Annotated in this window: 11 protein-coding genes; 5 read left to right on the top strand and 6 right to left on the bottom strand. The window is 69.5% G+C overall.

Annotation, left to right across the window (positions count from 1 at the left end):
- Positions 1-6: 6 nt before the first annotated feature.
- Together ACWD1Z_RS35425 and ACWD1Z_RS35420 are read left to right on the top strand one after the other, a co-directional pair.
- Positions 7-627, top strand: coding sequence for a DUF305 domain-containing protein (locus tag ACWD1Z_RS35425; RefSeq protein ID WP_451124707.1), 621 nt, complete (start codon positions 7-9; stop codon positions 625-627).
- 200 nt (positions 628-827) lie between these two features.
- Positions 828-1,196, top strand: a complete 369-nt coding sequence (locus tag ACWD1Z_RS35420) for a hypothetical protein (protein WP_451124705.1) — start codon at positions 828-830, stop codon at positions 1,194-1,196.
- 296 nt (positions 1,197-1,492) lie between these two features.
- On the opposite strand, the gene ACWD1Z_RS35415 is transcribed toward ACWD1Z_RS35420, so the two are convergent.
- Genes ACWD1Z_RS35415 through ACWD1Z_RS35400 form a run of 4 tightly spaced genes read right to left on the bottom strand, consistent with a single transcriptional unit; the run spans position 1,493 to position 2,925 of the window.
- A complete protein-coding gene (locus tag ACWD1Z_RS35415; protein WP_451124703.1) occupies positions 1,493-1,828 on the bottom strand; it encodes a YnfA family protein in 336 nt (111 codons plus the stop codon).
- Positions 1,829-1,839: 11 nt separating this feature from the next.
- Entirely contained in the window at positions 1,840-2,154 is a 315-nt protein-coding gene (locus ACWD1Z_RS35410) for a hypothetical protein (RefSeq protein WP_451124701.1), read from the bottom strand.
- The gene (locus ACWD1Z_RS35405; protein ID WP_451124699.1) at positions 2,135-2,584 is read right to left on the bottom strand and encodes a MerR family transcriptional regulator; all 450 of its coding nucleotides are present in this window, start codon (positions 2,582-2,584) and stop codon (positions 2,135-2,137) included. The genes ACWD1Z_RS35410 and ACWD1Z_RS35405 overlap by 20 nt, the downstream gene beginning before the upstream one ends.
- Positions 2,581-2,925, bottom strand: a complete 345-nt coding sequence (locus tag ACWD1Z_RS35400; protein ID WP_451124697.1) for a hypothetical protein — start codon at positions 2,923-2,925, stop codon at positions 2,581-2,583. Before ACWD1Z_RS35400 ends, ACWD1Z_RS35405 begins: the two co-directional genes overlap by 4 nt.
- Positions 2,926-4,880: 1,955 nt before the next feature.
- Between ACWD1Z_RS35400 and ACWD1Z_RS35395 the strand changes: the two genes are divergently transcribed.
- Both ACWD1Z_RS35395 and ACWD1Z_RS35390 read left to right on the top strand, forming a co-directional pair.
- Positions 4,881-5,621, top strand: coding sequence for a peptidoglycan recognition protein family protein (locus tag ACWD1Z_RS35395; protein ID WP_451124695.1), 741 nt, complete (start codon positions 4,881-4,883; stop codon positions 5,619-5,621).
- Positions 5,622-5,694: 73 nt separating this feature from the next.
- Entirely contained in the window at positions 5,695-7,269 is a 1,575-nt protein-coding gene (locus ACWD1Z_RS35390; protein ID WP_451124693.1) for a family 10 glycosylhydrolase, read from the top strand.
- 363 nt (positions 7,270-7,632) lie between these two features.
- On the opposite strand, the gene ACWD1Z_RS35385 is transcribed toward ACWD1Z_RS35390, so the two are convergent.
- Positions 7,633-8,604 carry an SGNH/GDSL hydrolase family protein gene (locus ACWD1Z_RS35385; protein ID WP_451124691.1) on the bottom strand — a complete coding sequence of 324 codons (972 nt, stop codon included), beginning with the start codon at positions 8,602-8,604 and terminating at the stop codon, positions 7,633-7,635.
- Between the two features lie 343 nt (positions 8,605-8,947).
- Between ACWD1Z_RS35385 and ACWD1Z_RS35380 the strand changes: the two genes are divergently transcribed.
- Entirely contained in the window at positions 8,948-9,439 is a 492-nt protein-coding gene (locus tag ACWD1Z_RS35380) for a hypothetical protein (protein ID WP_451124689.1), read from the top strand.
- Between the two features lie 12 nt (positions 9,440-9,451).
- Here the strand turns inward: ACWD1Z_RS35380 and ACWD1Z_RS35375 are convergent.
- On the bottom strand, positions 9,452-12,133 hold a 2,682-nt coding region (locus ACWD1Z_RS35375), incomplete at its 5' end, for a CHAT domain-containing protein (protein ID WP_451124687.1).

The raw sequence follows: 12,133 nt of genomic DNA, 5'->3' as shown, positions 1-12,133 counted from the left end.
TGCACCATGAGCCCCAAGCGTTCCCTGATCCGCCGCGCCACCGCCGTGGCCGCGGCTGCCTCCGCCGCCCTGGTACTCGCCGCCTGCGGCGGCAACGACAGCGGCTCGGCCCACAACGGGCACAACGCCGCCTCCCCGTCCGCCTCCGCCCCAGCGCAGCAGGGCGACCACAACACCGCCGACACCGCGTTCGCCAAGGGGATGATCCCCCACCACCGTCAAGCCATCGAGATGGCCGACCTCGCCGCGACGCGCGCCGAGTCGGCTGACGTGAAGAAGCTGGCCGAAGAGATCAAGAAGGCCCAGGACCCGGAGATCAAGACCCTCTCCGGCTGGCTGTCCTCCTGGGGCGAGCAGGTCCCGGCCGAGGACGAAGGCCACGAGGGGCACGACATGTCCGGGATGATGACGCCCGAAGAAATGAAGCAACTGGAATCGGCCTCGGGCAAGGCGTTCGACACCGCCTTTCTGACGATGATGGTCAAGCACCACGAAGGCGCCGTGGCCATGGCCAAGACCGAGCAGGCCAAGGGCACCTACCAGCCCGCCAAGGACATGGCCGGTCAGATCATCACCTCGCAGAGCGCGGAGATCGCCCGGATGAACACCCTCCTCGGCAAGAGCTGAGCCGCAGCACCACACCCCCGGGGACGGGCAGCGGCTGCCCGCCCCCGGGCCAGCCAGCCCTCCTTCCCCTCCAAACCGTTCTGGACCAATACATGACCATCCGCTTCCGCATAGCCGCGTGCGCGGCCGCCGTGACGACCGGCGCCATGCTGTTGACGCCTACTCGAGTCCCGAAACAGTGTCGGCGCAGGGCAGGGCCGGTGCGACGAGCGACGCTGCCCCGGGGACCCGGGCACCTGCACGGTCTCGGCGTCGATCCGGCCGACGGCACTGTGTACGCCGCCGGGCACCTCGGCGCCTTCCGCCTCACCCCCACCGACGCTGTACGGATCGCCGGCCGCTACCAGGACGTTGGGCTTCACCGTCACCGGCCCGCGGACCTTCCTAGCAGCGGTCACCCCTCACCGACCGACCCCGCCGCGACCTCACCGCATCTGGGCCTGATCCGCAGCACCGACGCCGGACAGACCTCGACCAACGTCTCCGCCGCAGGCGAAGCCGACTTCCACTCCCTCCAGCAGGCCGACCCGATCCTTTGCGGCCTCGACAGCCAGACCTCGCAGGTCTGAGCCAGCAAGGACGCCGGTGCCACGCGTCCCGCGCAACGCGCTCTGCCAGCACCACACCGACCTCAAGAACGAGTTCTACGACAAGGTCCGCCCCCCGCGGCGATACCCCAGCGAGCAGCGGCTGCGCAAGCAGGTACGCGAGCTCACGGAACTTCGGGGAGCCGCGACCGAGAACGAGCTCCTGCGCCAGCGGCTGGCGGAGGGCACCTCTGTGGTCCGTGCACTGCGTGCAGCTCCGGCGTCCCATGGCATATACGCAGCCCGGTCACCGGGGTGGCGGAGATGAGTGGAAGCGATCAGCGGCTGCGGGGCGCATACATGATCACAGCCATGCCGGCGAGGCAGACCAGCGCGCCGATGACATCAAAGCGGTCGGGGCGGTAGGCGTCGGCGACCATCCCCCAAGCAATCGACCCGGCAACGAAGATGCCGCCGTACGCGGCGAGGATCCGTCCGAAGTTGTCGTCGCTCTGGAAGGTGGCGACGACACCGTAGAACCCAAGGGCGATTACTCCGGCACCGATCCAGATCCAGCCTTTGTGCTCGCGGATGCCCTGCCACACCAGCCAGGCTCCGCCGATCTCGAACAGCGCGGCGACAACGAACAGGGCAACGGAACGTGCGACGGTCATGCTGGCTGACCCTACCGACGGACCGTGTCGGTGATCTTCAGCGGGTCCTTGGCGGTCTCGCAGCCGCATCCACCCTCACCTGCGGTGTTCGGTCCGCAGGAGCACGGGCGGCGGCGCTGGCCCCACCACCAGGCTCCGGCGGCGAGCAGGGCCAGGACGACGGCGAGGGCAGGCGGCCAGCCCACCATCGCCCCGGCGCCGGCCCCGACGACACCCGCTGTGATCAGGATCGGCAGCGCGCAGCACGCCACGCAGGCCAGGGCTGCCAGGCCCCCGAGCGTCTTCGGGGCCCTGTGGGAGCGGGGGTCAGCAGCAGGGTCCGGCATGGCGGCTCTCCTCGGCGAGGTCGGTGAAGGGGATGGGACAGCAAGCGCTGGACGCGCACACGGTCAGGTCGTCGCAGCCCGCGTCGACGGCGACGACCAAGGCGGTACGGATGATGGTGAGGTCTTCGATCTTCGCGTCGACTTCAGCGAGCTTCGCGGCCGCGCGCTGCTGAAGCCCGGGGACCGGGCGGCCGTGGCGGTGGCGGCCCGTTTCCAGCAGCTCGGCCACCTCATCCAGAGTGAAGCCCAGGCGCTGGGCGGCCTTGATCACCAGCAGCGCGGTCACCGCCTCACTCCCGTACAGACGGTGACCGCCCGGGGTGCGCTGGGGTTCCTCCAGCAGGCCACGCCGCTCGTAATAGCGCAGGGTCTGAATGTTCACCCCTGCCGCCTCGGCGACCTGCCCGCTGCGCAGCAGGTCGCCGCTCACCGCGGCGCTCCCTCACCGGCAGCGCCCGCCCGCGCAGCCAGCGCATCCAGGACCGGCGCGTGCACCTCCTCCACCGAGATGTCCAGCAGCAAGGTCCCGGTGTCAGCGGTGACGGTGAAGGCGAAGAACGAGCAGCAGCCGCTCTCCTTCTCCACCAGCTCACGGACCCGCCCGTCGGCGCTGTTGTCACTGCCCAGGTCCAGGAGCAGTCGCAACGGCCCGGGCCGGGAGAGCTCCTTCAGCCGCTCGGCGAACAGCCCGTCCCATTCCGCCACCCGCAACGGCCGCTCTTCGGTAGGCAGGGTGCAGGACCGCGGCGGAACCCAGTCCATGTCAGTCATCGCGCTCTCCCGTCATTACGTCCTCCAGCTGAAGACACCTCGACGGTAAACCTGTACCTGGGTACAGAATGCAAGGGCTCTCGGTGTCCCCGCGTGCCTGCCATCAGGCTGCCCTGCCCGACAACGGTGAGGACGGAGCCGCCGTCCTGTCCTGATCCCGCCACGTCAGGGGGCGAACAGCAGGCCAAAGATGCGGGCCGCGATCTGTTCGGCCCGCACCTGGTCGACCACATGGCCGTGAACACCTGGGTGGTCGTTGGCCCATTGCCGACCGGCTGGGCCAAGCGGCGGCCTCGAGCCACTCCCCTTTGACGGTGGGGAAGAACGACTCGGCAAGCACGTTGTCCCAGCACCGACCGATGGGCCCGAGGGATCACGGGCACCCAACTGCGCTCCCAGTAAAGCGAATTGCTCACAGATGCTCGGCGGACTACGGAGAAGGCAACCGTTCGCAGTGGCGGTGGTGGGCGTTGGTCGAAGGCGCCGTCGACCGCTGCGTGTTGCGCGAGAGCCAGCCCAGCAGCCGCGCGTGCGGGCAGCGGCCGCCAGGCCCGAAAAGGCGCCGCCGGTCGTTCCGGGCAGGTCCGCGAGCGACCACGGGTCTTGTGGGCGGTGGGCGCCCTCCCCGATCGTCTTTCCATGGGGATACTGACGACCTGCCTGGTCTCGCTGGCGGCCTGAACGTCGCGATGTGGCTGATACGGCTGTGGCGGCGCTCGGTCGAGGCCCGAGGGATCCTGCAGGTGCGGGCCTGGCCGGGGCTCGATATCTACCACGCGGAGCTGCTGAGCGCCGGCGAACGGTTGTGCTCCACCGACCACCAGCCCCGCGACCTGGAACGCAACTCCTATCGCGCGGCCGAGGTGGCCGTCCGCCTGCTGCGACAGGACGGCCTGATCGACGACTCCACCATGAAGGTGGTCCGGGACGCTGCCGAACCAGCCCACCCGGTCACAGCGGCCGCATTCCGTTACATCGACCGGTCCTGGAACATCCCCCGTGAGACGCGCACCGGAGACGTGGGCCGTGACCCCACCTTCCAGGCCGCCGTCCGCGCACACCTCAAGGAGCTCTTCGTCTGCCAGCGCTCCCGCGCACGCCGACCAAACTGCTTCACATCCACACTCCCCACCTTCTGCGGCAGCGCACAACCATTCATCGCAACACCCAGCCGGCCGACACCCCCTGCACCTCCCGCAGAACACCCGCAAGCAGTTCGACACCGGCCCATGCCCCCCGCCGAGGACCAAACCGCACTTTCGAAGGATCTGGAGCGCCCTGACGTCTCCGCATCAACGGTGATACCCGCGATACGCCTTTCTCCCCCAGGCCACCACCGGCCCACGCGGCAGCCCACCCCACCAGCAGCCGTGTGGCTATAGGTCGCGGATCGGCTGATCCGCATTCAGTTCTCCCCCATCCGCGCATGACGCCGCACACGCGCACTTCCTCGACCTCACCAAGGCCGTGTGGCGTGGCTTGCCCCACGGTGAGAGCGCCGATTGAGCTGTCGCACGGGAAAGGAGTACCGGTGCGCGGGTGCAACCGAGTCGCCCCACGGGCCAGCGCCGCCAGTCGATCCACGGCCGGCCATTAACAGCGGAACAGCTTCCATGCCGGTACGTCGGACGACGGCTACCGCCGTCTTGACTGGAACCTGTCAACGTATCAACAATTGCTCGTACCTCCCCACCCCTTGGAGGACCGTTGACCCACGGCCCGTCTCGCCGCACGGCGCTGCTGGCGGCAGCCGCCGGTGCGTTCGCGCTGCCCGCCATATGTTCCGGACCCGCGCGTGCCGACACCCCTCTCCCGCCAGGACGCCGTGAACTCCCCATCGTCACGCACCCCCGCCACCCCGGCGCCGTCCACGGCCCCGAAGCCGCGCGCGGCGCCCACGCCGAACCCCTGAACGCCGCCGTCAACTGCGCCCTGGACCGGGGAGGGCGGAGCTGATGGCCACGTTCGTCACCCGCTCTCAATGGGGCGCCAGGGCGCCCAGGAGCGTCAGCAGCGACATCACCCCAGCGCAAGGCGGTGTGGTCGTCCACCACGTCGACGCCGTGAAGGTGGCCAAGGCCAACCACGCCGACTGCGCCGCCCAGGTACGGGGCATCCAGAACTTCCACATGGACGACAACGGCTGGTCGGACATCGCCTACAGCCACCTCGCCTGCGTCCACGGCTACGTCTTCCAAGGCCGCGGCGAGTACGTCCGCACCGCCGCCCAGGGCACCACGCAGGGCAACGACGACTGGTACGCGGTCTGCGCGCTGACCGGCGGCACCAGCAGCAACTACGACACCATCACCGCCGGGCTCATCGACGCCGTCCGCCACGGCATCAACCGCCTGCGGGTGTCGGGCGGCGCCGCGCGGGCCATCACCGGCCACCGGGACCACCACGCGACCGCCTGCCCGGGCAACCTGTACGCCAGGGTGCTCAGCGGCGACGTCAACCCCGGCGGCGGCCCCCTGCCCTACCCCGGCGTCAGTTTCCGCCAGCCGCCGACCTTCGTGCACGCCAGCGTGGCGACCTGGCAGTACCGGATGAACAGCGCGCACGGCTACTCCCTCACCGTGGACGGCCAGTACGGCCCGGGATCCGACTCCGCCTGCCGCAACTTCCAGTCGCGCAGGGGACTGAGCGTGGACGGCGTCGTCGGACCGGCCACCTGGGGAGCCACGTTCGGCTAGAGCCGGCCAGGCCCCACCGCCTTCGCACGACGTACGCCCGCAGCCGACGACCTTTACGGGGGGACACCTCGACATGCGTTTGCCTCGCGTACTCACGACCCTGGCGGCGGGCCTCGGCCTGCTCCTCGGCGCACTCACCGCGTCGCCCGCCCACGCCCGCGCCGACGACGGCGCGGCGGCACCGGCCCAGTGGCGCAGCTACTGGGTGGACGCGTTCAACCCGGGCATCTACACACCCGCGCAGGTCACGGCCCTGGTCGAGGACGCGTTGGACGTCAACGCCAACGTCCTGATCGTGCAGACGGCCCGGCGGTACGACTGCTTCTGCAACAACGCCCTGTACCCGCGCACCGACGCCGCGATCGCCCCGGAGCCCTACGACCCGCTGGCGGAAGTGATCCGACAGGGACACGCGGCCGGACTGCAGGTGCACGCCTGGGTCAACGTCAACACCATGTGGAACAGCAGCACCCCGCCCCGCTCCCCGGATCACGTCTTCAACCAGCACGGCCCAAACGCCACCGGAGCCGACCGCTGGCTCAACAAGAAGGCCAACGGCCAGGAACTGGTGGGTGCCAACGCCTATGTAGACCCCGGCCATCCGGCGGCGGTCGACTACATCGTCCGCGGCATCCAGAGCATCGTGCGCAACTACGACGTGGACGGCGTCAACCTCGACTACGTCCGCTACCCGGACGGCAGTTCCACCACCACCCACAGCGACTGGGGCTACAACGCCGTGTCCCTTGCCCGCTTCCAGCAGGCGACGGGCCGGACGGACGTACCCCTCCCGTCCGACACCGCCTGGAGCGACTGGCGGCGCAGCCAGGTCACCCAGCTGGTGCGCAGGATCTATCTCGGAGTCTGGGAGGTCGACCCGCGGGCCCGCCTGTCGATGGACGCCATCACCTACGGACACGGGCCGCAGGCGGTCGGCGGCTGGCGGGCCACACGCACGTACGCCGAGGTCCTTCAGGACTGGGCGGGATGGCTGGACGAGGGGATCATGGACACCGCCGTGACCATGAACTACAAGCGCAACTGGAATCCGGACCAGGCGCGGATGTTCTCCGAGTGGTCCGAGTTCCTGGCCGACCACCAGGGCGAGCGGCAGGCGGTCAACGGACCCGCGCTGTACCTGAACGGCGTCGCGGACTCGCTCAGCCAGGTCAGGGAGGCGCTGAGGCCCAGCGCGGCAGGCAACACCGCGGCCGGCTGGAGCGGCTACTCCTACGCCGCCCCCAGCAAGGACGTGGCGGCCAACGGCCTGGCGGCCGAGCGGGCCAAGCTGGAACTGGCGCTGACGCAGGGCGAGGACGCGCCGTTCAGGGACGAGGCGGCGGTGCCCGGCATGCCGTGGAAGACGGCACCCCAGGACGGGCACGTGACCGGCAGGCTCCTGCTCCGCAGCGGCGGCCCGCTGGACCAGGTACCGGTGACGCTCGTCCCGCTCACCGGTGACGGCCAGGAGACCACGCGGCTCAGCGACGGCTCGGGCTGGTTCGGCTTCGCCCATGTGGAACCAGGTCTGTATCTCCTCACCCTCTCCCTGCCGGAGGGGGTGATCGGCGCTCCGAAGACCGTGGTGAGGGTGACGAAGGGCAGCATCGCGAAAGCGGCGTTCCCGCCGTTCCTTGCCAGGCCATGACGCCCGCCTTCCTCGGAGACGACCTCACCCGAGGCGTACCGCGTGCGCGTTCCGCGACCGCCGGGCTCTTACGGTCGTCAGCGCGCACTGACTCGGCACACACACGTCCCATACGGCGAAGCCGCTGCGCACCCGGACGCGGATCCGCACTCTGGGGAAACAGTTCGTCAGAGCGCGGTGGTGTAAGCGGTGTTGCCGCCGAGCAGCCGTTCGCGCCGGTTCGGCTGCGGATGCAGCGCGTGTGCCGTGAAGGCGACGAACAAGTCGACCGCAACAGGAGGCGCTTGTCTGGAGCGAAGGACTGACCTCCGGCTGTCGCCGGAGGCCAGTGTGTTGGGGGATCTTAGGCCGGACCGGTGCGGTTCAGTTCACGCCGATGCTGTTCAACATCGCGAATTCGACGTGTTCGGCGGCGTTCTTGTGACCGAGGGCGTTGGGGTGCACGAAAGTCACCTGGTCAGGGAGGAGGAGCAAGCCTTCCACCCATTTGTCGGCGTCGCAGACGCTGTGGTTCTGGGAGGAGTCGTAGAGGTCGACGAAGCTGGCGGCTTCCTGTGCGTCGGCTGACTTCTCGATGGTCCTGTTGAGGGGCTCCAGGAGGTCCCGGCGCAGCCAGTCCAGGTCGCCCTGGGTGATCGTGGCGAACTGCTCCAGGTCGTTGTAACGGCACTTGGAGGTGTCCTTGGGGACGATGGTGGGGTAGCCGACGGCCAGGATCTTGGCACGCGGGGCCCGCTCGTGGAGCGCGTCGAGCATGTCGTCGTAGTCCTGGCTGACCTTGCTCAGGCGGCTGGTGATGTCGTCGGCGAGGGCGTCCTTGCACGGGGTGCCCTCGCCTCCACTGCCCGCCCCCAGTTCCAGGCAGGTCCGGAGGATGTCGCCGAAGCCGAGGGAGTTTCCGCCTGCGCCGACGGTGATCACGTCGGTGCCGGGACCTACTGCTTCGGACTGGGGAGGCACCGGGGGAAACGGGTAGTCCGGATCCTCGGAGAAGGGCGGCAGGTGACGGCCGATCGGCTCCTGGGGCTTGAAGGTGATGTCTTCGATGGTGGCGGCGCCGCAGCTGACGTTGGTGAGGTCGAAGAGTGAGCCGAGGTCGCGGTCGATGACCTGCGGATACGACCGGTCGGTGCGCTCGCAGCCGTCGCGCGGGAATTCGAAGGTGTCGCCGGCGGCCGGGATGACCCCGGCGGTGTAGGAGTCGCCCAGGGCAACCCACTCGTAGGCCGCCGCGGCGGCGGGTTGCGCCCCGGCCAACTGCACGGGGACGACGGCGCCGGCGGTGAGAGCTGCGGCCGACCCGAGCAGGGCCAGACGAGTCCGGAAGCGTGCCACGAATCCTCCAAGGAGACGGTGTTAGCGACGCTTTGACCATAAAGAGAACATCACTCAATGCACTAGATCCAATACGGACGGTCGCGAACGGACTGCGGGGTGCGTCTCTGTGGGTGACCGAAGATCGGCGTGTCGACTGCTCCCACCTCTTACGTGACCGCTCTGGGCCGGGAGTTGCACGACGCGGGAAAGCTTCTTGATCGACCGCGCGTCCCGGCTACAGGCACGTCCTCCCGCCAGCTGTCTCGTTCTCGAACTCAGGTGGAAGAGTGCAGGGATCGAATACCGTCTCTTCACTACCTGCAGCTCGTCAAGGACTACTCGCAGCTGCTCACTCACCGGCGTGGCGTCCCTGCCGCAGATCGCCGCCCGGTTCATCGGCGCCAACCAAATCGGCGTCCGGATCATGACCCGGGCGCCCGCCCGCCGCCTCACGGTCCCCGGCCCGGCCGTCACCACCATCGGCATGCTCCTGCTGACCCGGCTCACCGTCGACAGCTCCTACTGGGCACTGATCATGCCCGCCACCGTCCTCCTCGGCATCGCGACGAGCACCGCGTTCCTGCCCGCCATGACCTTGGCCATCCAGGGCATCCGGCCCCAGGACGCCGGCGTCGCCTCCGCAATGACCAGCACCTCGCAGCAGGTCAGCGGCTCCATCGGTAAGGCCCTGCTCAACACCATCACGGCCAGCGTCACCGCCAGCCGGGCCGCCACCCACACGGCCATCACGCATAGCGCGGCCGTCCAAGGCTGCGTCGCCGCCTTCTGGTGGGCCGCCGCCATCATGGCGCCGGCCGCACTCCGCGTCGCCGTCCTTCCCCACTCGACATAGGGCTCGCGCCCATCAGTGACCGGCGTGGACATACCCGGCCCACAGTGACGGGCTGGCCGGATACCGGTCACGCAGGGCGCGTACGGCCCGGTGCAGCGCCTGGGCCGACAGTTCGGTGCGGGGTGGGGCGCTGCCGCCGTGGGCGAGGCCGACGTAGGTCGCGCGGGTGATCTCCACCGAGGTGGTGTCGTTGACCGGCCAGAGGGTGCCGATGACACGTCGGTATCCGGCGAGTTGGAAGGCCCCGGTGATGTGAAGTGGCTCGTCGGCGTTGTCCGGGTGCGTGTTGGAGGTGCTGCAGGCGGACAGGAAGGCGAGGTCTGCGTAGGGCAGTTCCATGGCGGAAAGGTGTTCCACGGTCAGCGGTCGGACGAGGTGGTCGTGGAGCAGCAGCATGCCGGCGCCGGGATTGTCCCAGGAGGTGAGGCCGTGGCAGGAGAAATGGGCGACGGGGCAGGCGGGCAGCGCGCGGACGACGTTCTCGTACGTGGCCTGCGCGCCGGACAGGACCAGGGCGTTGGGCAGCAGTTCCGTGAGGGCAGCGGCCTCTGCCGCCGCGCCCGGCAGCGAGGGGGCGTTCTCGGCGTCGGGCACCGCCACGACCAGCGTGTGCGGGGCCGTACCGGCCGCCGGGAAACTGATCCGGTCGGCCAGGGCGCGCACGGTGGCTGTGTAGGAGGAGACGGCCCGGTCCATCACCGTCGCCTTCCCGCCGCTGTCGTGATGGCCGGCGGCATGGAGCGGGAAGTACGCCATCAGGCCGACGGGGCACCACCAGATGCGGGGCAGAGGCTGCGCATTGGAGGACGGGGCGGTGAGGCTCAGCGCGTCGAGCACGGGTGCGGTGACGCGGTCCCACAGCCAGCGCAGGATCTCGTCCAGGTCCCGCTGGGCGTCCCGACGGGCAAGCAGCGACGGGTCGTTCGGGGCAACGTAGACGGCACGAGCCAGGCGCAGGAGGTGAGCGATGACGTCGGCCTGGGTCAGGCTGGTCAACGGGACCGCCAGGACGGGCTGTTCGGCGTCCGCCCGCAGGATGAGTGCGTCGCAGCGGCGCTCGGCGATGTTCACGATCACTACAGGGCCCTGCTCGGCGTGGTGGCGCAGCGCCTCAGCGGAGGGCGCCCGCAGGAAGCCTTCCAGGCCGTCGAGGCTCCTGATCCGGCTCATCAGGTCGTCCCAGTTCCCGTCGTTCCCTTCGCGGGCACGGGCGTTGAGGGCGGTGCGCAGCCGCAGGAACTCGGCATGGAGCTGGGGTGACCGGTGCCGCAGCAACCTGATGTCACGGGCCTCCAGCGTCCGGCCGTGCAGAAGCCCCCGCGACAACTCCAGGATTTCCAAAGCCCGTTCCGGCCTGCCGAGCTCCAACGCGGCGGCAGCGGCACCGTTCGGCAGTCCCTCGATCTGTCGGAGCCCGATGACGTTGCCCCTGTAGGACAGCCAGTCGGGGGTGAGCTGTGGCAGCAGGGCAACTGCCGCTTCGTAGGCGGCGAGTGCGGCGTGCGGGTCACCGAGAGCGGCCTCCATGGCACCCAGGTGCTGGAAGCTTCTGATCCGTACGCTGGGCGGTCCGGCGGCGGACGCGGCCTCGGCGAAGACATGCCGTGCCTGACGCCGCCACGCGGCGCTGTCGCCGTCGCCGTGCCTGGCCAGGTCGCGCAGGGTGACGCCCAGATACCACAGCCGATCGCCACGTTCCCGGTGGTTGGGCGGTGTGGCGGCCGCCACGTGCTGTAACAGCCCCAGCGCCTCATGCAGTGCTACGGCGTCCGTGCCGCGCGCGTCCACGCTGGAGCGGTACAACAGGATCGCTGCCAGGGAGAATTGTGCCTCTGTGCGCCAAGGGCCGGGTTCGGGGGCGGCAGCCACGGCCGTGCGGGCGGTTAGTTCCGCCTCCCTGAGCGCGAGTTGATCGTTGGTCATGGCATACAGGGAAGCCAGCGACTGAATGAGGTCGATGAGAGTGTCGGCATGCTCGTCGGCGGCCGAGGGTGTTTCGATCGTCGCCCGCATCAGGTCGATGGCCCGGCGCATCAGGTCGGGGTCCCTGCGGTCCTGGGCAAGCAGCCTGACGGCGGATGCGAGCCGTGTCCGACGCGTGTTGAACTCGGGATCGCTCCTCGGTGTGGCCGCGAGGCACTGTTCGCTCAACTCGACCGCCTCGACCAGCAGTCGCGTGTCCGTCGTCGCGTCGTGCAGTGCCCTCAGAGCGCGTACGAGATCGAACTGTGCCCCGGCACGCTCGGAGGCACTGCTGGCCTCGGACAGCGCCTCGCGCGCGAGGCCGACGGCTTCCTGAAGCGGTTCGACGTGTGCGGTGGCGCCCGCGAGATGCCGCAGCGAGGTGATCAGGGCCGTCCGGAACACGGGGCGGAGCTCGTCGCCGGGCGGGACGGTGGCGTAGCCCTCGCGTGCCACCTGGACGGCCTCGACGGGCGCGTCCCGGTCCCCGCTCCGCTCGAAGTGCTCACCGAGCTGGACCGCCAAAAAGAACTGGTTCACTTGACGCATGCTGTCGCCATGCGGCGTCGATGCCACGGCCTCGCGGAAGGCGAGCACTGACTCGGCCACGGGCTCGGGGGAATCCGTGCTCTGTGCGATCGTGAACAACCGCTGCCCCAGGCTGTTGAAGACCCGGCCGCGGTCGTGGTGGCCCGGCGGCACCAGCGGAACGCAGCGATGCAGCAGGGCGAT

It is taken from the genome of Streptomyces sp. NPDC002784 (assembly GCF_053592135.1).
This window is presented reverse-complemented; position numbering and strand designations above follow the sequence as displayed.

What these genes read in the sequence shown, in the direction of transcription:
- ACWD1Z_RS35400 (WP_451124697.1), bottom strand. Translation starts at nt 2,925, where the DNA reads ATGACTGACATGGACTGGGTTCCGCCGCGGTCCTGCACCCTGCCTACC.
- ACWD1Z_RS35395 (WP_451124695.1), top strand. Translation starts at nt 4,881, where the DNA reads ATGGCCACGTTCGTCACCCGCTCTCAATGGGGCGCCAGGGCGCCCAGG.
- ACWD1Z_RS35390 (WP_451124693.1), top strand. Translation starts at nt 5,695, where the DNA reads ATGCGTTTGCCTCGCGTACTCACGACCCTGGCGGCGGGCCTCGGCCTG.
- ACWD1Z_RS35415 (WP_451124703.1), bottom strand. Translation starts at nt 1,828, where the DNA reads ATGACCGTCGCACGTTCCGTTGCCCTGTTCGTTGTCGCCGCGCTGTTC.
- ACWD1Z_RS35410 (WP_451124701.1), bottom strand. Translation starts at nt 2,154, where the DNA reads ATGCCGGACCCTGCTGCTGACCCCCGCTCCCACAGGGCCCCGAAGACG.
- ACWD1Z_RS35425 (WP_451124707.1), top strand. Translation starts at nt 7, where the DNA reads ATGAGCCCCAAGCGTTCCCTGATCCGCCGCGCCACCGCCGTGGCCGCG.